Raw genomic sequence first — 21,286 nt, 5'->3', positions numbered from 1 at the left:
TCACATAAACCGCCGTTGCGTATTTTCTTTATATCCCGAATTGCACCCATCTAATCATCCACAATCCCCTGCCCCGGAAACAGCACATCGGTAAACCCGAACAAGCGGAAATCCTTGATGCGCATCGGATACAAAATGCCTTGCAGATGATCGCATTCGTGCTGCACCACGCGTGCATGAAAACCGCTGACGCTGCGGTCAATCGTTTTACCGTATTGATCCACGCCGTGATAACGCAACTGCTTGTAACGCGGCACCATGCCGCGCATGCCGGGAACGCTGAGACAGCCCTCCCAATCGTCTTCTTTGTCATCCGCCAGCGGCGCCAATTGCGGGTTGATCAGCACGGTGAAAGGTACTTCTTCGGCGTGCGGGTAGCGCGGATTCTGCTCAAAACCGAAAATCACCACCTGCAGACTCACGCCGATCTGCGGCGCGGCCAAACCGGCACCATTGAGATACACCATGGTATCCTGCATGTCCTGAATCAACTCATGCAGCTCGGCAGTATCGAACCGTTCGACCGGTTTAGCGGTTTGCAGCAGCACCGGATCGCCCATTCTCAGTACGGATCTAATGGCCATCGCAACCCGCCACATGTTCCAAGATGTTTCTGACACGCACCATCGCCTGTTCCAAAACCACATAGATTTCCTCCAGCGGTATGGCATTCACATTGCTACCGCGCCCGGCGGCATGATTGGCGACCGCCGCGAGGGTAGCGTAACTCAAGCCCAATTCTCTCGCCAAAGCCGTTTCCGGCATGCCGGTCATACCGACCATATCGGCACCGTCGCGTTCCAGCCGGTTGACTTCTGCAGCGGTTTCAAGCCGCGGTCCCTGGGTTGCGGCATAAACGCCACCGTCGAAAACAGCTTCATCGGCAGCGCTCGCCGCTTGCAACAACAATGCGCGCGCCTGCTGGCTATACGGGAGGGTAAAATCAATATGCGTCACCGGTTGATCCTTTCCTTCAAAAAATGTGAAATTGCGTCCATAGGTGTAGTCGATAATCTGGTGTGGCACCACCAGTTTGCCCGGCGCCAGATCGGCACGGATACCGCCGACCGAAGCCACCGAGATAACGTGCGCGGGTTTTAGCGAATGCAGCGCCCATAAGTTCGCACGATAATTGATCGCGTGCGGCGGTATCGTGTGACCGTGGCCATGGCGCGCCAGAAATACGATATCCACACCATGCAATTTGCCGAATGTCAGCGGTCCGGAAGGTTCGCCGTACGGCGTGCGGATGATTTGCCGGTGCGATATTTCGAGACAGGATAATTGCGTCAACCCGCTGCCGCCGATAATTGCCAGCATTGCTCCCCCGTTTTCAGTCTTTCACTGCATAAATCGCGGGCAGATTCCGCCACGCACCATGTATATCCATGCCAAAACCGAATACATACCGGTCCGGCACCGTCAAGCCGGTAAAATCGGCTTTGAACGGCTTGGGGTGACCGGTTTCTTTCTCGGCAAAAACCGCACTATAAAATGCTTTTGCGCCGTTCTCCAGCACTTTGTCACGGATCGCGGCCAAGGTGATGCCTTCGTCGAGAATATCATCCAGCACCAGAATAACCCGATCCCTGACACTTTCCCTGGGTTCGATGCGCCAGCAAATATCCCCGCCCTTTAGCGCATCGCCGTAGCGCGTCAAATGCACATAATCCAAATCCAGCGGGAAGCACAACTGCGGCAGCAATTGTCCGGTAAAAATGACTGCCCCGGTCATCACGCACAAAATCAACGGTTGCTGATGCGATAATTCGCGCGTGATATCGGCGGCCAGGCCTTGCAGCGTTTGCGCAACGATTTGCTCGGAATAAATTAACTCGGCTGCTTCAAGTATTTGCACTGCTTGATGAGCATTCATCATGAGAATGAAATTTCCAAACTGAATTGAATTGCCGGCTTGAAATCAAGCGCAATATAACAGGATTTTCCCTATTACCGCCCGGTCCTCCACAAACACCAGTACCGTACTTTAGCTGAATTTTACGCAAAATAATGACAACAATGGCACGAACTTTGCCCGCCCTGCCGAACAGAGCGATGCGCAAAGTTACACGAAGTAGCGCAGCCGCGCCGGTTGATTTGATCAACCGTGACTTTGAAGAATAGTAGTATTTCGGACGCGGCGAGAATTTTTTGCCTTGACTCACCGAAGAATGCTTTTACTTTCGAAACGATAGATAGGCGGTTATTTGGAGATTTCTTGATTTTTCTGCTGCATGCCAACCCCGTACTCGTACACCAGCTTGCCTCCCAGCCACCCCGCACTGCAAAGGAAAGCAAATCCTATAATCGACAAGGCGATGGCAATCAATCCCGGCTGTTCGAGTTGAGTACCGTTCAAACGCAAAAATAAGCTGACCGCATAACAAGACCAGCTGGTCAAGATCAGTATCATGTGCTGATTGGCTACCTTCATTGCCGGATTTTGCTGGTCAATTTTTCCAAGCTCCAGCAGGCCGGTCATCATGGCCAGCAACGCGGTGATTGTTCCGATAACCAGCAACACCCCAGCTACCCAACCGACTTGTTCATTGGTGAATAAACTGGCAATGTCGGCTATGGTCGCGAGAAACCAGGTCGCTATCGGGAAATGAACCAGCATTGGGTGGATAGGGTGTTTCATGGTTTTTTACCTTTTTTGTTAACTAAATGAACATGCTCAGCAGCGTAAGAAAACCCGCGACCGCTACACCCGCATGGATGAGCACGACATTTTTAGGTGCAACGCTATTTTTGATATGAATAGAGGCCAGATAGAACCCGCCCAATGCCGCCACCACAAGCAAACCCAACGCAGCTGTCAGACGCGTGTCTCCCGAGCCTTCCAGAACCAGCATGATCAACATGACCAAACCTGCTGCCCCCAACAAAGCATGCACAATGGATAAAGACCATGGCGCCAGCTGTCCGGCGAATACTTTCAGGGCCAATACGACACCGCCGACGGCCGCGATTGCTAAAACGATGATTAAATATGTAAGCATTAACCTCTCCTCTCCTTATAATGTCAGGGCTTCTACTTTACTTTATAAGCCCCGACTTTTGCAATACAAATATGTCAAAACCAGTTAGGTAAATAATTACAACAAGTTAAAATGTCCACCCTATCATTTCTCGGTCAAAGTCAACAATCATTAGTCACGGCTTTACTTCGCCACCGCAACGGACTGACGGTGGATGAATTGTCGCAATTATTGTCCATTTCCCGCAACGCGGTTAATCAGCACCTCTCCAGCCTGGGAAATAGCGGTTTCATAAAGAGCGCGATGCAGGAAAGCACCGGTGGCAGGCCGAGCAAAATTTATTCGTTGTCGCCGAGCGGTTTGGAGTTGTTCCAGAGGCGCTATTCGTTCATTGCAAAGTTATTGCTTTCCTGGGTTGACAACAATCTGGGCGAGCAGGAACTGCAAACATGCTTGCAATCACTGGGGGAACAGATGGCGGGAGAATTTGAACATCGCGTGGCGGAACAGTTATCGCCGGACGACAAGCTTCGCGAAGTTGCGGCAATCATGTGCGAGCTCGGTTACGACGCCAGTGTGAAGCAGAATTCGGAAAATGATGCCGAGATTATCGCCAACAATTGCATTTTTCATCAATTGGCCGAAGAACGCCAGGGATTTTGCACGCTCGATCTGACTTTCCTGACCACTTTACTAAAAACCGACATCCGGCATAAGGAATGCATCGTCAGAAAAGGAAATTACTGCTGTTTCGCGATTGCGGGTCATATGGAGTAAAGCTCATCGATAAATACCTTGAACTGCAGCGAGCATCCGGGCACCATGCAACACTACCGGACGATCTTCTCAAAGTGCCCGGACAAAATAATATGAACAAATTTCCGTAGGTATAGTGGCGCTTTCTCTGTTGACGGAATCTCGCTTTGTAATCCGGAAAATAAAACAGCGGCCTCGCACTGACATTTCACTCTTCACGCATGGCCATCAGCGGTTCGAGTAACGCTGCCAATCCTGCTTCATCCAGAATGGGGATACCCAAATTCACAGCCTTGTCATATTTGCTGCCGGGATCGGCGCCGACGACGACATAATCGGTTTTCTTCGAGACACTGCCGCTGACTTTGCCGCCCAGCGCTTCGATTTTTTCTTTCGCCTGCTCGCGGCTCATCGTTGGCAGCGTTCCCGTCAGCACAAACGTTTTTCCGCCTAACGGCGTCGCAGCAGCGGTTGAAACCGGTTTTCCTGCGTGCTCATCCCAGTGCACGCCGCTAGCGCGCAACTGCTCGATCACTTCGCGATTATGCGCTTCGGCGAAGAAATCGGCGATACTCTGCGCCACCACCGGGCCGACATCAGGAATCTGCTGCAAGCGCTCGCTATCGACTGCCATCAACCGGTCCAAACTGCCCAAATGCGCCGCCAAATCCTTTGCAGTCGCCTCGCCGACATTGCGGATACCGAGTGCATAAATAAATCGCGCCAATGTGGTGTGCTTGCTTTTTTCAATTGCATTGAAAATATTGCTCGCCGATTTATCCGCCATGCGCTCCAAATTCGCCAGTGCGGCGATTCCCAGCCGGTACAAATCCGCCGGTGTGCGCACGATCGCTTGATCGACCATTTGCTCGACCAATTTCTCGCCGAGACCGTCGATATCCATCGCGCGGCGCGAGGCAAAATGCAACAGCGCCTGCTTACGTTGCGCCGGACAAAACAAGCCGCCGGTGCAGCGTGCCACCGCCTCGTCCGGCAAACGCACCGCTTTTGCGCCGCACACCGGACAATGCGCCGGCATGGTAAATACCAAAGCACCTAGTGGGCGTTTTTCCGTTACCACCGCCACCACTTCCGGAATCACATCGCCGGCGCGGCGCACGATCACGGTATCGCCGATGCGCACATCCTTGCGGGCGATTTCATCGGCGTTATGCAGGGTTGCATTGGTCACGGTAACACCACCGACAAACACCGGTTGCAGCCGCGCAACCGGTGTCAATGCACCGGTGCGGCCGACCTGCACATCGATACCGAGCAATTGCGTTATCGCTTCCTGCGCCGGAAATTTGTGCGCGATGGCGAAACGCGGTGCGCGCGAGACAAAACCAAGTTTCTCTTGAAATGCTAATGAATTGACCTTATACACCACACCATCGATGGCATACGGCAGCGTTTCACGCTTGGCGCCGATCGTCCGGTAATACTCCAGCAATCCCGGTAATCCCGTAACCACCCGGCATTCCGTCGATACTGGAAAATGTAACGAAGATAGATAGCGCAGCATGTTGTAATGCGTATCCTGCAGCAACTGCGCATCATCGCATTGCCCGATGCCATAAGCGAAAAAAGTGAGGCGCCGGGTTGCCGTTATGCCGGGATCGAGTTGACGCAGCGAGCCCGCAGCGGCGTTACGCGGATTGGCGAATTCTTTCTCGCCTTTTGTCGATTGCTGCTGATTCAATCGCAGAAAATCTTTTTTCAGCATCAATACTTCGCCGCGCACTTCCAGCAACGCGGGATGATCATCCATCGGCAACTTCAACGGAATCGACCGGATCGTCTTCAGGTTCAGCGTGATGTCTTCGCCGGTATAACCATCACCGCGTGTTGCGCCGGTTTTGAACACACCGTTTTCATAGCGCAAACTGACGGCCAATCCGTCAAATTTCGGTTCGGCGGTATATTCCACACACTCGATGGACAAACCTTCGCGCACACGCCGGTCGAAGGCTTCGACTTCGCCGTCTTCAAACGCATTACTCAGCGACAGCATCGGAATATCGTGTGCAACTTGTGCAAATACCTTGAGCGGCGCGGCACCGACGCGTTGTGTCGGCGAACCGGCGGTGATCAGCTGCGGATTATCCTGCTCGATTTGCTGCAACTCGCGCAGCAATCGATCGTATTCGGCGTCAGGAATGGAGGGATTATCGAGCACATAATAACGGTAATTATGCAGTTCGATTTCTTTTCGCAGCGTCTCGGCGTGCTGTTTTATTTTCTCAATATTTTCAAGCATGCTGAAAGTATAGCGAATCGCGGCAAACTGCGGTTTCAGTAATTGGCAAAAAATCCTTTATACTGCGCACTTCATCAAAATCCCTCGAGCGATATTCTAATGTCTTGAGACAAGCCATGAGCGACAATAAATTAAAAATCCGCATTCAAATCCAGCAACCGCAGCCGCAAGCCATCGAAGCGCTTTATCCCGAACCGGAGGTTACTTACGAACAAACGCTGGATTGGAATAAAATCGTCATCGCGGCGCTGCTCATGCTATCCCTGCTGGGCTTGGTCGGCTATTTGCTGTTTGCTGGCGATGACGGCGAGAAAACCCCGGCGGATAATACAACCGCTGTGATTCCCGGAGATGTCGCGCTGCAGGAAAAAGCCGAACCGCAACCCGGCCCAGCGAACGGTACAACCGGGACGCAATCCGGCGCATTGATCAACGCACAAAAACCGCCGTCCGAGCCTGTCAAACCCAAGGCTGCGAACAATTCAGCGCAGCCCGTTGTGATACCGGCCAAAAAACCGCCGTTCAATTCAACGGCCCACCCATCCGACAGCGCCGGAAAAAAGATCCCCAAAACCGCTGTACAAACGAAGCCGAAAAAAACATCCGATCAGACGGAAGTTGTCCGGGCGCAATTGAGTCATGCCATCGAAGCGCGCGAACCGGTCGATTCGATTGACACCGTGCAATTGCAACCGGGTGAGTCCAAACCGGTTTACTTTTACTTGCACTTAAAAAACCTGCAAGGGAAAAATATCCACATCGATTGGTACCACAATGACAAACTGGATTCAAAGTTGAATCTGCATGTGCGCAGTAACAATTGGCGCACGCATGCCAGCAAGCAACTGGATCAGCGGCGGCTCGGCGCATGGCGCGTCGAATTGATCGATGAATCGGGAAACCGGCTGGCGACCCGCAACTTTACCGTCACTCAGCAGTAAACCTCATTCACCTCCCATCGCATGTATTTAAGGATTTAGCCATGAAATACTGCAGCCATTGCAGCGCCACCGTTGAATTGATCGTCCCGGAAGGTGATTCGCTGCTGCGCTACGTATGCACTGCGTGCAAAACCATTCACTATCAGAATCCGAAAATGGTGGTCGGCTGCATTCCGGAATGGGAAGACAAAATTTTATTGTGCCGCCGCGCCATTGAACCGCGTTTGGGCTGGTGGACCCTACCGGCCGGTTTTATGGAAAACAATGAAACACTGGCGCAAGCCGCGGCGCGCGAAACTCTGGAAGAAGCCAATGCACGCGTAGAAATCGGCGATTTATATGCCGTTTACAGCCTGCCGCATATCAGCCAGGTTTATTTTCTATTTCGCGCACGCTTGCTGGATCTCGATTTCAAGCCCGGTATCGAAAGCCTGGAAGTCAAATTGGTTTCCGAACATGAAATTCCTTGGGAAGAAATGGCATTTCGCGTCATCCAAGAACCGTTAAAGCAATATTTTAAGGAACGCGGACAAGGAAAACTGGGATTTCATATGGATATCATCGATAAACCATCCGGCAGCTCGTAAGTCAGGTTATTGTTTCCAGGATTAAAAATACGAAGGTTTTAGATTCCCTGATGGCACGCTATAATGCTCACTTTTGCAGACTTCAGACTCCTATGAAGCATTTATTATTCGGATTATTGTTGTTGTACCTCGCGATTTCGTCAGTATCCGCCCAGCCGCAAAACATCTCCATTGCAGCCAAATCTTACATGCTTTCGGATTTCCAGACCGGGCAGGTATTGGCCGGACAAAACGAACATGAACGCATTGAACCGGCTTCGCTGACAAAACTGATGACGGCGTATGTCGTATTCTCCGCGATCAAACAAAAGCAGCTGGCGCTGGATCAACCCATTCCGGTATCCGAAAGCGCTTGGCGCATGATCGGTTCGCGCATGTTCATAGAACCCAGTAAACAGGTCACCGTGGATGAATTGATTCGCGGCATGATCGTTCAATCCGGCAACGATGCATGTATCGCTTTGGCGGAAGCTGTCGCAGGTTCGGAAGCCGGTTTCACCGATCTGATGAACAAAGAAGCCGCCCGTTTGGGAATGAAGAACACCCACTTCACCAATTCGACCGGTTTGCCCGACCCTGATCACTACACCACGGCGCATGATCTGACGCTGCTGGCAACCGCCATCATCCGCGATTTCCCGGAGTTTTATCCGCTCTATTCACAGAAAGAATATACCTACAACAATATCACGCAGCCGAACAGAAACCGTTTGCTATGGATTGATCCGCATGTCGACGGCATGAAAACCGGCTGGACCAAAACCGCCGGTTATTGTTTGATCACTTCGGCGATTCGCGATAAGCGGCGGCTCATTTCGGTCGTGATCGGGGCAAAATCGGCCAATGCGCGCAGTCAGGAAAGCCAGCGTCTGCTCAATCACGGCTTCCAATTTTACGATACGCTGCATTTGTACAAAAAGAACGACTCGCTGACTGTCATTCATTTGTGGAAAGGCGCACAAAATGAGCTGAAAGCCGGATTCGACCGCGATGTCTATTTCACGCTTCCCAAAGGGCAAGGCGATAAGCTGAAAGCCACCATGGAATATAAACAGCCTTTAATTGCTCCGGTACAACTCGGTCAGGAAGTAGGTACGGTAAAATTCACACTGGATGACAAAACCATCGAAACCTATCCGCTGGTCGCGCTGGAGAAAGTTGACAGCGCGAACATCATCGGCCGCGCCTGGGATAGTGTAAAATTGCTTTTTAATTAATCTGTTTCAATACTTACAGCACAAAAGGTTCGCATGATATATCTGAACGGTAAGTTTATGCCCATTGAAGAAGCATGCATTCCTGTTCTGGACCGCGGCTTTATTTTCGGCGACGGTGTATACGAAGTGATTCCGGCTTACTCGCGCAAACCCTTCCGTCTGGGCAAACACCTCCATCGATTGCAGCACAGTCTGGACGGCATTCGCCTGAAAAATCCGTTCAGCAACGATGAATGGAAAAATCTGCTGGAGCAAGTCATCGCCAAAAATGATGGCGAGGATCAGTATCTCTACTTGCACATTACACGCGGCGTCGCCAAACGCGATCACGCATTTCCGGTCAATGTGCCGCCGACTGTTTTTATCATGAGCAATCCGCTGCTACCGCCGCCTGCGGAGCTGCTGGTCAGCGGTGCTTCGGCCATCACTGCGCTCGATAACCGCTGGATACGCTGCGATGTCAAGGCCATTTCACTGTTGCCAAATGTCCTATTGCGGCAATTGGCAGTGGATGTGCAGGCACTGGAAACGATCTTGATCCGCGACGGATTCCTGACCGAAGGTGCTGCCAGTAACATCTTCGTAGTCAAGAACGGCGTGCTGCTGGCACCACCGAAAAGTAATCTGATGCTGCCTGGTATCACATACGACGTGGTGCTCGAATTGGCGGCGGCGAATCGCATTCCGCACGAAGTGCGCGACATTTCTGCAGCGGAAGTACGCACCGCGGATGAAATCCTATTAACCTCCTCGACCAAGGAGATCATGCCGATCACGTCATTGGACAATCAACCGGTAGGAAAAGGCAAACCGGGTGAACTGTTCGCGCGCTTGCACGCTTTGTATCAGGACTATAAAGCCACCAACATGCGCGGTCATTCCTGCGGTTGCTCGGATTCATAGCGGATACGCCAATTTATTCATGCTGGAACAGCCTTCACTGATCGAATATCCTTGCGACTTTCCCATCAAAATCATGGGCAAGGCGCAGCAAGATTTTACGCAAATTGCGCTGGCGATCGTTAAATATCACGCCCCCGATTTTGATACCACTACGATGGCAGTCAAGGCCAGCAAAAACGGCGCTTATTTAAGCCTTACCTGCACCATTCGCGCCACTTCCCGCGCGCAACTGGATGCTCTGTACCAGGCTTTATCTAGCCATCCCATGATTGCCGTGGTATTGTAATTATTGTGATCATTCACGATGCAGAATCTTTCCTTGTCTGTTTCCGCTTCACAGCATTTTGTCGTCAAAACATTGGGATTATGCGATTACCAGACAACCTGGCAAGCGATGAAGGATTTCACGCATAGCCGCAGCGAGCAAACCCATGATGAAATCTGGCTGTTGCAGCATCCGCCGGTTTTTACCCAAGGCATTGCCGGCAAACCCGAGCACTTGCTGCACGATCATGGAATTGCCGTCATTAAAACCGATCGCGGCGGCCAAATTACTTATCACGGACCGGGACAAATCATCGCTTACGTGCTGCTGGACATTCGCCGCTTGAAACTCGGTGTGCGCGAATTGGTCAGACGGATGGAAAACGCCGTGATCGGCGTGCTAGAAGACTATCACGTTAAAGCCGCAGGCCGCATTGAAGCTCCCGGGGTTTATGTGGGGAACGCCAAAATCGCGTCGCTGGGACTTAAAATCAAGCGCAGCTTCTGCTACCACGGCATTGCATTGAATGTGGATATGGATTTAACGCCGTTTTCGTACATCAATCCCTGCGGTTATCAAGGATTGCAAGTCACGCAAACCAAAGATCTGGGCATTCCCGACGGCGTGGAAATTCTAGGTACCAGACTGGCCAATCAATTACAAGAACAACTTCTCAAGAAAACAATCAACGGAACACTATGACCATCGATACCCGCCAAAAAGGCGCTGACAAAACTGCGCGCAACCCCGTCAAAATAGCACCACAATCGCGAGACGATCTGCTGCGTAAGCCGTCCTGGATCCGCGTGCGCTCGCCCAACAGCGAAAATTATTACGAAGTCAAACGCTTGTTGCGTGAACACAAGCTGCACACCGTATGCGAAGAAGCATCCTGCCCGAATATCGGCGAATGCTTCGGCAAAGGCACCGCCACCTTCATGATTTTGGGCGATTTATGCACGCGCCGCTGCCCTTTTTGCGATGTCGCGCATGGCCGCCCAAAACCGCCGGATGCGGATGAACCGCTGCATCTGGCGCAATCGATCGGTGCCATGAAATTGCGCTACGTGGTCATCACCAGCGTCGATCGTGACGATTTACGCGACGGCGGCGCACAGCATTTTGCCGATTGTATCCGTGAGATCCGTAAGCATTCACCGCACACCAAAATTGAAACCTTGGTACCGGATTTCCGCGGCCGTCTCGAAGTGGCCTTGGAAAAACTCGCCGCCTGCCCGCCGGATGTCTTGAACCACAACCTCGAAACCGTGCCTCGCCTGTACAAACAATGCCGCCCCGGTGCAGACTATGCGAATTCCTTGAAACTGCTGAAAGACTTCAAGGCGCAGTTTCCGCACATTCCGACTAAATCCGGCCTGATGCTCGGATTGGGCGAAACCGACGAAGAAATCCTGCAAGTTTTGCGCGATCTGCGCGAACACCATGTGGAAATGCTGACCATCGGTCAATATTTACAACCCAGTATCGGTCACCTGCCGGTCAATCGCTACGTCACGCCGGAAGGCTTTAAAGTGTTTGAACAAGCCGCGCTGGAAATGGGTTTCAGCCATGCGGCCTGCGGACCGATGGTGCGTTCCAGCTATCATGCCGATCAACAAGCGCACGAATCCGGCCTGCTCTAAGCCAAATAAGAAATAGCTTCAATTCACTGCGCTTTTTCCCAAATTACTTCTCCGGTGCCTGGAGTAAGCTGAGGATCGTGATTCATGCCTTGGCTCGAAAATAACAAGAGGTATCTATGGAGAAAAGCGCAATACTCAGCGCGTTGGCTGCCGAAATCGAAGAAGGAAGATTAATTTTTCCCACGTCGACTCATGCAGCAATCAAAATTAATAGAGCGTTAAACGATCCCGATTGCAATCTTGAAATGGTCATCAAGTTTATTCAATTGGAACCGCTCTTGGCGGCCAAAGTCGTGGCTATTGCCAATTCCGTGGTATTTAACCGTTCCGTAAAAAAAATCACCGATGTGCGTTCCGCAGTTGCCTTGATCGGCATACGGACCGTGCGTAATTTAGCAACGGCTGTCGTAGTGCAGCAGCTTGCCGGGCCGCAAGTCCGCAGCGAAATGGTGACGCAATTATGGCAGCATTCCGCGTACGTGGCCGCACTGGCGCAAGTTATTGCCCGCCGCATCACCAAGCAGGATCCGGATACTGCGATGTTTGCAGGAATAATTCATGAGATCAGCTGGTTTTACCTGTTGGCGCGCGAGAAGTATTATCCGGGATTGGTCGATGAGAGCATGGCCAGTTCATGGAGCAACGACGAAGATCTGGAAGACGAAACGGAACTCGAGTGCGAAATTAAAATCGGCACCGCCATTCTCAACGCGTTATCGGTTCCGGAATCGGTCATCGGCAGCATCGTTTGTTTATGGCGCGGCTATTTGGCATTCCCTCCAACCACTCTCGGCGATACGCTGTTGTTCGCCGATCAGCTGGCCCCCGTCAAGTCGCCTTTCATTCTGCCTTCAAACCAAACGGGCTACAGCATTGCGAATATCGATTTATTAACTGACGAAGATACGTTAAGCAGCATCCTCAAGGACTCGGAAGAAGAAATAAACTCGTTAACGCAAGCGTTGTGCGTATAGAAAACAGCAAAAATTTATTCGCTCGTCAGAAACTCCTGTGTGATCCCATCCATTGCGATACAACAAAACGGTACAAGAAACTATCATCAAGCATTAATGATTTCATAATCATGCGTTATTTTTACCGTCTGTTTCAGCATGATGGAAGCCGAACAATACTTTTCCGCAGATAGATTAATCGCACGCTCGATTGTTTGCGGATTCAAATCATGACCGGTGATAATGAAGTGCAAGTGAATATCGGTGAAAACTTTCGGATCGACCGGCGCACGCTCGGCTTCGATCTCAACCACGCAATCGGTGATGTCCTGACGGCTTTTTTTCAGAATCAACACTACGTCAAACGTGGTACAACCGCCCAGCCCCATTAGCAACATCTCCATCGGACGCGGCCCGAGATTCTGCCCGCCGGCTTCCGGCGCACCATCCATCAGCACCGCGTGACCGCTACCGGATTCCGCCAGAAAACTGACATTTCCTTTCCATTTGATACGAGTTTTCATCGTTCCCCCAACCTTCCCCTAACCTATTGGGACATGTATACATTTTGTTTTGATGCAAATAAAAAGCCGACGTTGTTATGCGTCGGCTTTTCTGAATTCAGAATGAAATTACTTCAGAGTCAGAATAAAGTCAGCTAATGCTTTAGCATTTTCCGGGCTAACGTTAGCATTTGGCGGCATTGGGATCGGACCCCAAACACCGTTACTTCCTTTTAATATTTTATCTGTCAGGTATGCAGAAGCGTCTGCCTGGCTTGCATATTTACCGGCAACATCTTTCAGGGCTGGACCAACCAATTTGGTGTCGACATTGTGACAATTCAAACATCCACTACTTTTTGCCAAATCAGCGTTGGCTTGAGCAACACCGGCTAATAAAATGGCAGATGCAGCAACTGCTCCAATTAAAACTTTTTTCATATCTCTTCCTTATAAAAATTATAAAAGGGTTGATATTCTAACCCGAACTTAACAGACTTGCAGCAATTCCTGTAAGTTTGTGAATACCGGCATGCAATTGTTGTCATCTATGCCCCAACGCTTACCAGCCTTGCTGCTGACTCTGATGATACTGCGTTGCTGAGACTTAGGGGTAAATTATTTAGTTCCAACAAACCGGAGAAGTCAGGCCAAACTTTCCTCAGGCCAGCACTGCCGATTCAAACGATGATCAATCCGCTGCCAAAGAACCGGAACCGGCTTTGCCGAAGCTAATCCGTTATTGCACCCTTGCTCGCGCTGGAAACCAGTTGCGCGTATTTCGCCAGTACCCCGCGCGTATATCGCGGTTGCGGCGGTTGCCAGGCGGTGCGGCGTTTTGCCAGCACATCATCCGGTACATTCAGTTGCAGCAGCCGCTGCTCGGCGTCGATGGTAATCGAATCGCCTTCCTGCACCAGCGCAATGTTGCCGCCGACAAAGGCTTCCGGCGCCACATGCCCGACCACCATGCCGTATGTACCACCGGAGAAACGCCCGTCGGTGACCAAGCCGACGGAATCGCCCAACCCTTCACCGATCAGCGCGGCGGTCGGCGACAACATTTCCCGCATGCCAGGGCCGCCTTTCGGCCCTTCGTAGCGGATCACCACGACATCACCCGGCTGGATTTTGCGCGCCAGAATCGCCGCCATGCAGGTTTCTTCCGATTCAAACACGCGCGCAGGTCCGGTAATTTTCGGGTTCTTGATACCGGAAATTTTCGCCACGCACCCTTCGGTCGACAAATTGCCTTTCAGAATCGCCAGATGACCTTGTGCATACATCGGATGATCCCACTGGCGGATTACATTTTGACCGGCGCGCGGTGTATCGGGAATATCTTTCAGTACTTCCGCGATGGTTTGTCCGCTGATGGTGATGCAATCGCCGTGCAGCAGCCCATGATTCAGCAGCATTTTCATCACTTGCGGAATACCGCCGGCTTGATGCAAATCGGCAGCCACATAACGTCCGGATGGTTTCAGGTCGCATAATACCGGCACTTTGGCGCGCATCCGCTCAAAATCGTCTATGTTCCATTCGATTTCAGCGGCATGCGCAATCGCTAGAAAATGCAGGATCGCATTGGTCGAACCACCCACCGCCATGATCACGGCAATAGCATTTTCAATCGATTGGCGTGTGATGATATCGCGCGGCAGGATCTGTTTTTTGATGGCATGCACCAATGCTTCGGCGGATTGCCCGGCGCTGAACATTTTCTCGCCGTCTTCCGCGGACATCGTGGAAGAATACGGCAGACTCATACCCATCGCTTCGAACGCGGATGACATGGTATTCGCGGTATACATACCGCCGCACGACCCGGCACCGGGGCACGCATGCCGTTCGATCTGCAGCAATTCCTCATCGTCGATCTTATGCGCGCTGTGCTGCCCTACCGCCTCGAATACGCTGACTACCGTCAGATCCTGATTTTTATAGTGCCCCGGCTTGATCGTGCCGCCGTAGACAAAAATCGCCGGCACATTCATGCGCGCAATCGCAATCATCGCGCCCGGCATATTTTTGTCGCAACCGCCGATGGCGATCACACCGTCCATGCTTCCGCCCTGCACGCAGGTTTCAATCGAGTCGGCGATCACTTCGCGCGACACCAGCGAATACTTCATGCCTTCGGTACCCATCGAAATGCCGTCCGATACCGTAATGGTGCCGAACATCTGCGGCATCGCGCCTGCTTTTCTAAGCGCCGATTCGGCTTTCAATGACAGTTCATTCAGACCTTTATTGCACGGCGTAATCGTCGAATAACCGTTAGCCACGCCGACAATCGGCTTGTTAAAATCCCCATCACTGAAACCAACCGCGCGCAACATAGCGCGGCTGGGTGCGTGTTGTGTCCCTTGAGTGATGATCTGGCTCCGTTTATTGTCTGGCATGCTTGCTCCTGAATAAAATAAAAATACGATTTATGACCAGGCGTACGCAAACGCACTTGGTATAATGTCCGCTATTTTACCGTAAATAAGGCCGAAACTATGCTCGTTCACCCGCAAATTGATCCCGTCGCCATCGCCATCGGACCGCTTTCCATTCATTGGTACGGATTGATGTATTTGCTGGGTTTCACGTTCTTTGTTTTGCTTGGACGGTATCGCATCAAACACAACCCGCATTCCACTTTCACTTATGAAATGCTCGACGACGCGTTGTTTTACGGCATGCTCGGCGTGATTCTGGGCGGGCGCCTGGGGCATGTGCTGTTCTATCAATTCGGTTATTACCTGGAACACCCGTTGCACATTTTTGCCATCTGGGAAGGCGGCATGTCGTTTCACGGCGGCTTTCTCGGCGTTTTCATCGCCATGATGCTGCTGGCGCGCAAATATAAACTCTCCTGGCTCGCCGTCACCGACTTCATCGCTCCGCTGACTCCACTGGGCTTGGCTGCAGGCCGCATCGGCAATTTCATCAACGGCGAACTCTGGGGACGGCACACCGATGTACCGTGGGGCATGGTTTTCCCGTATGTCGACGAGTTCCCGCGTCATCCTTCCCAGTTGTATCAATTCGCGCTCGAAGGTGTGTTGCTGTTTATCTTCATCTGGATTTACTCATCCAAACCGCGCGCAACCGGCGCGGTCACCGGCATGTTCATGATCGGCTACGGCGTGTTGCGCTCATTCGCGGAATTCTTCCGCGAACCGGAAGACGGTTTCATGGGCGTGATGACACTCGGAGTTACCATGGGTCAATGGTTATCGATCCCGATGATTGTGGCGGGAATCGCCGTGTTGGTGTGGTCTAAGCGGAAAGCCGCAAGCAATCCGCATACTAATCCGCGGAAAAACAAGAAACGTTAAGAATCGACTGGAAGACAAATGGGAAATTTAGGTTCACACGCGATCTTAATCTCCGGATACCAACCGCTTGGCCGGAAACCAGACGGTAAACCGGCTGCCTTTTCCCATAGCACTGGTAATTTCGAGACGTGCTTCATGCCGGTTCAGCACATGCTTGACGATCGCCAGCCCTAATCCGGTTCCGCCGGTTTCGCGCGAGCGGCTGCTGTCGACACGATAAAAACGTTCCGTCAAACGCGGGATATGCTCCGGTTCTATGCCGATACCGCTATCCTGCACAAAGAACACCCCCTGCCCGCCGCGCTTCTCCCAATTGATCGTAATCTCGCCTTCATCCGGTGTATAGCGGATGGCATTGCTGATCAAGTTGCCAAATGCGCTACGTAACTCTTGCTCGCTTCCCAGCAACTGATCATGCGTTGCAATATTCAATTTGATTTGGTGGCGGCCCGCGCTGAGCGATTCGGCATCCTGCAAGACATCGTGCAACAAGCTGACGACATTCACGGTCTTTTCGCTTACTTTATTCTGTTCATTCTCCAAGCGCGATAAAATCAACAAATCTTCGACCAGCCGCTGCATGCGGGTGGTCTGTTCCGTCATCAATGCCAGAGCGCGCTTATTGAAGCCGGTATTCACATTCTCATCGCCCGACAAAGTTTCGAGAAACCCGCCGATAACCGTCAGCGGCGTGCGCAATTCATGCGAAACATTAGCGATAAAATCGCGCCGCATCGTTTCTATTTTTTCAAACCGCGTGATGTCTCGGCTGATCAGAAGCTTCTGGTTATAACCGTAAGGCACCAGTTGTAACGAAACGATGATGCCTTGCTGGCGTGTTTGTTTCAAAATCAAGGGGGTACTGAATTGCCGCGCGGCCAAGTACTCGACGAACGGTATTTGCCTGACCAGATAAGTAATTTGCTGCCCGGCATCCAATGCCAGATTAATTCCCAAATGCTGCTCGGCTACCGGATTACACCATTCAATCCGGTCATGCTCATCCAGAATAACGATGCCATCCGGCATCGCTGAAGTAACGCTACGCATCCGTTCCAGCGCCGAACTCAACAATTCCCGGCTTTGACTATGCTGACGCACGTAGCGCGCCAAATGAGCGAATACATCGTCCCAGGCACCGGATCCGGCCGGAATACTGGCAGGAGAATGATCGGACAACTGTAACCAGCGTTCCAGCGCGACGATATGACGGATATGATGAAATACCATCCATAACATCGTCACGCTAAAAAAGATCAAGGCCTTCACGCTGCCGAGCATCATCCATAGCACCGTGGTAATAAAGATGACCAGCAAAACATTAGAAGAACGTTGCCAAATATCAGACACTTAATAAATCCCGAAAAAAATGATGATGCGAAGAAAGCTCAAGCAGAGATGATTGTGCAATTTACCGCTTTACTGCGCATGCAAATTAACCCTACTTTTTTACACCTTCGTGTCAAAACATCATAACGCCATAACATCACAGGGAATGGCTTAAATCTCCCTATTGGAATCTTTTGCCGGCTGTGCAACCGGCGCAGAAAACCGGTAACCTGTACCCCGGACAGTTTGTATCCAATCATCTTTGCCTGCCGGTTGCAACGCCTTGCGCAACCGGAGAACGTGCACATCGACGGTGCGTTCTTCGACAAACACGTGATCGCCCCAAACCCGGTCGAGCAATTGGCTGCGCGAATAAACCCGCTCGGTATGCGTCATCAGAAAATGCAACAAGCGATATTCCGTCGGTCCCAGTTCAATTTCCCGATTTCCGGCCAGCACGCGATGATTAACCGGCTCAAGCCGCAAACCGTCGATCTCCACCGCTTCGTCGGAAGCTTCCGGAATCAACCGGCGCAGCACGGCATTGATACGCGCAATCAGTTCGCGCGGTGAGAAAGGCTTGGTGATGTAATCATCCGCTCCCATTTCCAATCCCGTCACCTTATCCAGCTCCTGCGTACGCGCCGTCAACATGATGATCGGAATCAACCGGGTACGTTCACTGCGCCGCAAAACCCGTGCAAACTCAATGCCACTCAATCCCGGCAGCATCCAATCCAGCAAAATCAAATCTGGCAGTGCGGTATTGATAACCGCCATCGCTTGCTCGGCATTATCCGCACAAACCGTTTCGTAACCGGCTTGCTGCAGATTATAGGTGATCAGCTCCCGTATAGCCGCTTCATCTTCCACGATCAATATTGTTGCTGTCATATCCGCTCCTGGAGCAGTCAATTTTTCCGTACAGTTTGTTACAATGCGATCATGAATTTTTAGTCCGTAAACATCGAATACACTATGGCCGGTTTAACCAAAGATACACCTTACCCTACTGAAATTAAGCTGCATCAGAAATCCAGAATACTCGACATCGCTTTCTCCGATGGTAAAGCTTTTCAATTTCCCTGCGAGTTTCTGCGCGTTTATTCACCGTCCGCCGAAGTCAGCGGTCACGGCCCGGGACAGGAAGTACTGCAAACCGGTAAGAAAATGGTCAGCATCATCAGAATCGAGCCTGTCGGTAATTATGCCATACAGCTCAATTTCTCTGACGGCCATAACACCGGGCTTTATTCCTGGGATCTGCTGTATAACTTCGGTCTAAATCAGGATAAAATGTGGCAGCGCTATCTGCAGCGCATGGCTGAAGCCGGCGCCAGCAGAGAACCCGCGGCTCGCTCCGGCAATACCGGCCATTCCTGCAAATAAATTTTTCAACCATCGTCAACCAACCTGAGAACCCAATTCCCGTCATGACAAAAACCACACATTTTGGCTTTAATACTGTTGCAGAAGAGGAAAAAGCCGGCAAAGTCGCAGAAGTGTTTCATTCGGTAGCGGAGCGCTATAACGTGATGAACGACTTGATGTCGGCAGGTCTGCACCGTCTGTGGAAGCGTTTTACCATCGAAGTCAGCGGCGTTAAAAGCGGCGACAAGGTTTTGGATATCGCTGGCGGCACCGGGGATCTGACCGCGCTTTTTTTACAGAAAGTGGGCAAATCCGGCGAGGTTTGGTTAACCGACATCAACAATTCCATGTTGTCGATCGGCCGCGACCGCATGATCGACGAAGGCACGCCAACCCCCGTCGCGCAGTGCGACGCGGAAAAACTACCCTTCCCGGATAACTATTTCAACTGCGTGAGCGTGGCGTTTGGTCTGAGAAACATGACGCACAAGGATGCCGCGCTCAAGGAAATGCTGCGCGTCATCAAACCGGGAGGGACTGTCATTGTGCTGGAGTTTTCCAAAGTCTGGAAACCGCTGCAACCCGCCTATGATGCGTACTCATTCAAATTACTCCCCACCATGGGAAAAGTGTTTGCGGATGATGCGGATAGCTACCGCTATTTAGCCGAATCCATCCGCATGCATCCTTCCCAGGATGAATTAAAGGAATTGATGGAGCAAGCAGGCTTCGAGCGTGTCGAGTACTTCAATATGACGGCGGGCATCGTGGCGCTGCACCGCGGCTACAAGTTATAAGTAAAAACCGGCGGCTTTGATCAATTCAACCGTTCTCTGGGAATTGTCGCATTTCCGATATCCCGCTCCAGGAGCTTCAATTTCTCCTTCATCAGCTTACCGATAAATAATTGCGGTTCGGAGGGAATCAGATTTTCGTGCAGCTCGCGTTGCCGGATTTTTTCCATCGCCTGGACAAAGTGCCCGACAAACCGGTAAGGTTTGTCTTCCATGTTTTTGAACAGCGCTTCGCCAAAATAAGTGTACTCATTTTCGTTGGCACAACCGAAAGATGCCTTATCAGCTGCGGCAGCAGTAAAAATCAGACTGTATTCGTTTTGCAGCGCTTTGATAAAACCGCCGGAATAGCAAGCCGAAATCAGAATAATGCGCCAGCGGATACCGGCATCATCCAGGTATGTTCTGATATCTTCCGGGCGTATGTAATTGAGATCGAGCGGCCACATTTCCACGGCCAGTTCATGATTCATCGATCCATGGCTGGTCAAGTAAAGAAATACCACATCTTCGTCACGATTCATTTTACTGCCGATATGCTGCAGCGCAATCCTGAGGTTGGTGGAAGATGCCAGCGGTGCGGTATCGAGCGTTTTCAGGTTATTGACCAAAGCAACGGAACGCCCCGACACGCCCAGACGCTCGGTCATGACGCGCTGCACATGGTCGATTTCCCGCATAAAAACATCTTGCGTGGAATCGGCGCCAAAGCCGACAAAGAACAAATCGTTAATCCCCGCGATGCCCGGTTTGATCGGATCCAGTGCATTATTCAACAGCCGGTACTGGCTATAGTAAACATACTCCTGATTGACATCGTAGCGGCCATCATCGGCATGCGCAGCCAGCTCACCGCCATCGTCATAACCTTCGTACCAGAAACTGAACGATAAATTGGCCAGCGGATAAGATGCGCTCAACCACAGCAGCGTGATCAAGATAGCTTTAGCTTTATTGCCTGCGAGCAATTGCTGTGCGATATAAAAACAAACGGCCAAAGCCCAGGCGATAAAAATGACATAACCGCTGACCAGGAATTCTGCCGGCAGATAAGTCAACAGAACATAAGAAATCAAATAAAAGAAAGGCAGAACACAATACGTGATCACTAAAATCTTCAGCAAATCGCCCGGATTGCCGGTCAATTTTGCAAATACAAAACCCACCATCAAGGCGATCAATAATTTGACACCGAGATAGCCCAACCCTGACAGATCAAAAACAGGGCTGGGTGTCACAGCATATGAAACAACCAGTGCCGTCAGTGCATGAAACGCCAGCAACAAAATGAATTGATCGTATGAAATAACGATTCTTTCGATTGCAATACGGCGAAAAGCAAGCAGTTGGATACCGCAATAAAGATTCAGAAATGCAATCCGGAATTCCCTGATCAACCCGGATTGTTTCGATTCTTTGGCAATGCTTGCATATAAATCCATTCTTCTCTCCAG

General features: G+C 51.2%; 25 protein-coding genes. 12 read left to right on the top strand and 13 right to left on the bottom strand.

Translation table 11 applies throughout. From position 1 onward, the window contains the following. Window positions 1-50 precede the first annotated feature (50 nt). The 6 genes from HRU78_05600 to HRU78_05575 are packed head-to-tail and all read right to left on the bottom strand — an operon-like array spanning window position 51 to window position 3,002. Entirely contained in the window at window positions 51-584 is a 534-nt protein-coding gene (locus HRU78_05600) for a peptide deformylase (protein ID QOJ23191.1), read from the bottom strand. After that, window positions 574-1,320 carry an S-methyl-5'-thioinosine phosphorylase gene (locus HRU78_05595; protein ID QOJ23190.1) on the bottom strand — a complete coding sequence of 249 codons (747 nt, stop codon included), beginning with the start codon at window positions 1,318-1,320 and terminating at the stop codon, window positions 574-576. The genes HRU78_05600 and HRU78_05595 overlap by 11 nt, the downstream gene beginning before the upstream one ends. Before the next feature lie 13 nt (window positions 1,321-1,333). Beyond that, complete coding sequence (locus HRU78_05590; protein ID QOJ23189.1) at window positions 1,334-1,879, bottom strand: hypoxanthine-guanine phosphoribosyltransferase; 546 nt, start codon at window positions 1,877-1,879, stop codon at window positions 1,334-1,336. Then, complete coding sequence (locus HRU78_05585; GenBank protein QOJ23188.1) at window positions 1,845-2,165, bottom strand: hypothetical protein; 321 nt, start codon at window positions 2,163-2,165, stop codon at window positions 1,845-1,847. The genes HRU78_05590 and HRU78_05585 overlap by 35 nt, the downstream gene beginning before the upstream one ends. A gap of 38 nt (window positions 2,166-2,203) precedes the next feature. Next, window positions 2,204-2,641, bottom strand: a complete 438-nt coding sequence (locus tag HRU78_05580; GenBank protein ID QOJ23187.1) for a DUF2231 domain-containing protein — start codon at window positions 2,639-2,641, stop codon at window positions 2,204-2,206. A 22-nt stretch (window positions 2,642-2,663) separates the two neighbouring features. Further along, window positions 2,664-3,002: a hypothetical protein gene (locus HRU78_05575; protein ID QOJ23186.1), complete on the bottom strand. Its 339-nt coding sequence runs from the start codon at window positions 3,000-3,002 to the stop codon at window positions 2,664-2,666. 111 nt (window positions 3,003-3,113) lie between these two features. On the opposite strand from HRU78_05575, the gene HRU78_05570 reads away from it, so the two are divergent. After that, a complete protein-coding gene (locus tag HRU78_05570) occupies window positions 3,114-3,758 on the top strand; it encodes an HTH domain-containing protein (GenBank protein QOJ23185.1) in 645 nt (214 codons plus the stop codon). Window positions 3,759-3,945: 187 nt separating this feature from the next. On the opposite strand, the gene ligA is transcribed toward HRU78_05570, so the two are convergent. Continuing rightward, entirely contained in the window at window positions 3,946-5,997 is a 2,052-nt protein-coding gene (gene ligA, locus HRU78_05565; protein QOJ23184.1) for an NAD-dependent DNA ligase LigA, read from the bottom strand. A gap of 116 nt (window positions 5,998-6,113) precedes the next feature. Here ligA and HRU78_05560 point away from each other — a divergent pair, with 116 nt between their 5' ends. From HRU78_05560 to HRU78_05525, 8 genes are all read left to right on the top strand, one after another. Further along, window positions 6,114-6,938, top strand: a complete 825-nt coding sequence (locus tag HRU78_05560) for a DUF2914 domain-containing protein (protein ID QOJ23183.1) — start codon at window positions 6,114-6,116, stop codon at window positions 6,936-6,938. Window positions 6,939-6,979: 41 nt separating this feature from the next. Next, window positions 6,980-7,525, top strand: a complete 546-nt coding sequence (locus tag HRU78_05555) for a zinc ribbon domain-containing protein (protein ID QOJ23182.1) — start codon at window positions 6,980-6,982, stop codon at window positions 7,523-7,525. A gap of 50 nt (window positions 7,526-7,575) precedes the next feature. Next, window positions 7,576-8,742 carry a D-alanyl-D-alanine carboxypeptidase gene (locus HRU78_05550; protein QOJ23181.1) on the top strand — a complete coding sequence of 389 codons (1,167 nt, stop codon included), beginning with the start codon at window positions 7,576-7,578 and terminating at the stop codon, window positions 8,740-8,742. Window positions 8,743-8,775: 33 nt separating this feature from the next. Continuing rightward, a complete protein-coding gene (locus HRU78_05545) occupies window positions 8,776-9,645 on the top strand; it encodes a D-amino acid aminotransferase (protein QOJ23180.1) in 870 nt (289 codons plus the stop codon). 22 nt (window positions 9,646-9,667) lie between these two features. Beyond that, window positions 9,668-9,931 carry a DUF493 domain-containing protein gene (locus HRU78_05540; protein ID QOJ24932.1) on the top strand — a complete coding sequence of 88 codons (264 nt, stop codon included), beginning with the start codon at window positions 9,668-9,670 and terminating at the stop codon, window positions 9,929-9,931. 18 nt (window positions 9,932-9,949) lie between these two features. Next, window positions 9,950-10,612 (top strand): lipoyl(octanoyl) transferase LipB, encoded by a 663-nt coding sequence (gene lipB, locus HRU78_05535; GenBank protein QOJ23179.1) that lies wholly within the window; start codon window positions 9,950-9,952, stop codon window positions 10,610-10,612. Further along, on the top strand, window positions 10,609-11,553 hold the full coding sequence (lipA, locus tag HRU78_05530) for a lipoyl synthase (protein QOJ23178.1): 945 nt from the start codon (window positions 10,609-10,611) through the stop codon (window positions 11,551-11,553). Before lipB ends, lipA begins: the two co-directional genes overlap by 4 nt. Before the next feature lie 116 nt (window positions 11,554-11,669). Continuing rightward, window positions 11,670-12,527 (top strand): HDOD domain-containing protein, encoded by an 858-nt coding sequence (locus HRU78_05525; protein QOJ23177.1) that lies wholly within the window; start codon window positions 11,670-11,672, stop codon window positions 12,525-12,527. 86 nt (window positions 12,528-12,613) lie between these two features. Here HRU78_05525 and HRU78_05520 read toward each other — a convergent pair whose 3' ends face one another. From HRU78_05520 to ilvD, 3 genes are all read right to left on the bottom strand, one after another. Beyond that, window positions 12,614-13,030, bottom strand: coding sequence for an OsmC family protein (locus HRU78_05520; protein QOJ23176.1), 417 nt, complete (start codon window positions 13,028-13,030; stop codon window positions 12,614-12,616). A 108-nt stretch (window positions 13,031-13,138) separates the two neighbouring features. Continuing rightward, window positions 13,139-13,450 carry a c-type cytochrome gene (locus HRU78_05515; protein QOJ23175.1) on the bottom strand — a complete coding sequence of 104 codons (312 nt, stop codon included), beginning with the start codon at window positions 13,448-13,450 and terminating at the stop codon, window positions 13,139-13,141. Between the two features lie 290 nt (window positions 13,451-13,740). Beyond that, the gene (gene ilvD, locus HRU78_05510) at window positions 13,741-15,414 is read right to left on the bottom strand and encodes a dihydroxy-acid dehydratase (protein QOJ23174.1); all 1,674 of its coding nucleotides are present in this window, start codon (window positions 15,412-15,414) and stop codon (window positions 13,741-13,743) included. A gap of 99 nt (window positions 15,415-15,513) precedes the next feature. On the opposite strand from ilvD, the gene HRU78_05505 reads away from it, so the two are divergent. Then, complete coding sequence (locus tag HRU78_05505; GenBank protein QOJ23173.1) at window positions 15,514-16,338, top strand: prolipoprotein diacylglyceryl transferase; 825 nt, start codon at window positions 15,514-15,516, stop codon at window positions 16,336-16,338. A 45-nt stretch (window positions 16,339-16,383) separates the two neighbouring features. Here HRU78_05505 and phoR read toward each other — a convergent pair whose 3' ends face one another. Both phoR and phoB read right to left on the bottom strand, forming a co-directional pair. Further along, entirely contained in the window at window positions 16,384-17,688 is a 1,305-nt protein-coding gene (phoR, locus tag HRU78_05500; protein QOJ23172.1) for a phosphate regulon sensor histidine kinase PhoR, read from the bottom strand. A gap of 150 nt (window positions 17,689-17,838) precedes the next feature. Beyond that, window positions 17,839-18,561, bottom strand: a complete 723-nt coding sequence (gene phoB, locus HRU78_05495; GenBank protein QOJ23171.1) for a phosphate regulon transcriptional regulator PhoB — start codon at window positions 18,559-18,561, stop codon at window positions 17,839-17,841. Window positions 18,562-18,645: 84 nt separating this feature from the next. On the opposite strand from phoB, the gene HRU78_05490 reads away from it, so the two are divergent. Together HRU78_05490 and ubiE are read left to right on the top strand one after the other, a co-directional pair. Next, window positions 18,646-19,056 carry a DUF971 domain-containing protein gene (locus HRU78_05490; protein ID QOJ23170.1) on the top strand — a complete coding sequence of 137 codons (411 nt, stop codon included), beginning with the start codon at window positions 18,646-18,648 and terminating at the stop codon, window positions 19,054-19,056. Between the two features lie 44 nt (window positions 19,057-19,100). Beyond that, window positions 19,101-19,835, top strand: coding sequence for a bifunctional demethylmenaquinone methyltransferase/2-methoxy-6-polyprenyl-1,4-benzoquinol methylase UbiE (gene ubiE / locus HRU78_05485; GenBank protein QOJ23169.1), 735 nt, complete (start codon window positions 19,101-19,103; stop codon window positions 19,833-19,835). A 20-nt stretch (window positions 19,836-19,855) separates the two neighbouring features. On the opposite strand, the gene HRU78_05480 is transcribed toward ubiE, so the two are convergent. Next, window positions 19,856-21,274, bottom strand: coding sequence for a hypothetical protein (locus HRU78_05480; GenBank protein ID QOJ23168.1), 1,419 nt, complete (start codon window positions 21,272-21,274; stop codon window positions 19,856-19,858). Between the last annotated feature and the right edge of the window lie 12 nt (window positions 21,275-21,286).

It is taken from the genome of Gammaproteobacteria bacterium, from assembly GCA_015709635.1.
In the GTDB taxonomy this organism is placed as follows: Bacteria; Pseudomonadota; Gammaproteobacteria; order Burkholderiales; family Nitrosomonadaceae; genus Nitrosomonas.
The sequence above is the reverse complement of the archived record's forward strand: the minus strand, read 5'-3'. Positions and strand labels throughout refer to the sequence as shown.

Coding starts and splice junctions, on each gene's coding strand:
- HRU78_05600 (QOJ23191.1), bottom strand. CDS start 584: ATGGCCATTAGATCCGTACTGAGAATGGGCGATCCGGTGCTGCTGCAA.
- HRU78_05595 (QOJ23190.1), bottom strand. CDS start 1,320: ATGCTGGCAATTATCGGCGGCAGCGGGTTGACGCAATTATCCTGTCTC.
- HRU78_05590 (QOJ23189.1), bottom strand. CDS start 1,879: ATGATGAATGCTCATCAAGCAGTGCAAATACTTGAAGCAGCCGAGTTA.
- HRU78_05580 (QOJ23187.1), bottom strand. CDS start 2,641: ATGAAACACCCTATCCACCCAATGCTGGTTCATTTCCCGATAGCGACC.
- HRU78_05575 (QOJ23186.1), bottom strand. CDS start 3,002: ATGCTTACATATTTAATCATCGTTTTAGCAATCGCGGCCGTCGGCGGT.
- HRU78_05570 (QOJ23185.1), top strand. CDS start 3,114: ATGTCCACCCTATCATTTCTCGGTCAAAGTCAACAATCATTAGTCACG.
- ligA (QOJ23184.1), bottom strand. CDS start 5,997: ATGCTTGAAAATATTGAGAAAATAAAACAGCACGCCGAGACGCTGCGA.
- HRU78_05560 (QOJ23183.1), top strand. CDS start 6,114: ATGAGCGACAATAAATTAAAAATCCGCATTCAAATCCAGCAACCGCAG.
- HRU78_05555 (QOJ23182.1), top strand. CDS start 6,980: ATGAAATACTGCAGCCATTGCAGCGCCACCGTTGAATTGATCGTCCCG.
- HRU78_05550 (QOJ23181.1), top strand. CDS start 7,576: ATGGCACGCTATAATGCTCACTTTTGCAGACTTCAGACTCCTATGAAG.
- HRU78_05545 (QOJ23180.1), top strand. CDS start 8,776: ATGATATATCTGAACGGTAAGTTTATGCCCATTGAAGAAGCATGCATT.
- lipB (QOJ23179.1), top strand. CDS start 9,950: ATGCAGAATCTTTCCTTGTCTGTTTCCGCTTCACAGCATTTTGTCGTC.
- lipA (QOJ23178.1), top strand. CDS start 10,609: ATGACCATCGATACCCGCCAAAAAGGCGCTGACAAAACTGCGCGCAAC.
- HRU78_05525 (QOJ23177.1), top strand. CDS start 11,670: ATGGAGAAAAGCGCAATACTCAGCGCGTTGGCTGCCGAAATCGAAGAA.
- HRU78_05520 (QOJ23176.1), bottom strand. CDS start 13,030: ATGAAAACTCGTATCAAATGGAAAGGAAATGTCAGTTTTCTGGCGGAA.
- HRU78_05515 (QOJ23175.1), bottom strand. CDS start 13,450: ATGAAAAAAGTTTTAATTGGAGCAGTTGCTGCATCTGCCATTTTATTA.
- ilvD (QOJ23174.1), bottom strand. CDS start 15,414: ATGCCAGACAATAAACGGAGCCAGATCATCACTCAAGGGACACAACAC.
- HRU78_05505 (QOJ23173.1), top strand. CDS start 15,514: ATGCTCGTTCACCCGCAAATTGATCCCGTCGCCATCGCCATCGGACCG.
- phoB (QOJ23171.1), bottom strand. CDS start 18,561: ATGACAGCAACAATATTGATCGTGGAAGATGAAGCGGCTATACGGGAG.
- HRU78_05490 (QOJ23170.1), top strand. CDS start 18,646: ATGGCCGGTTTAACCAAAGATACACCTTACCCTACTGAAATTAAGCTG.
- ubiE (QOJ23169.1), top strand. CDS start 19,101: ATGACAAAAACCACACATTTTGGCTTTAATACTGTTGCAGAAGAGGAA.
- HRU78_05480 (QOJ23168.1), bottom strand. CDS start 21,274: ATGGATTTATATGCAAGCATTGCCAAAGAATCGAAACAATCCGGGTTG.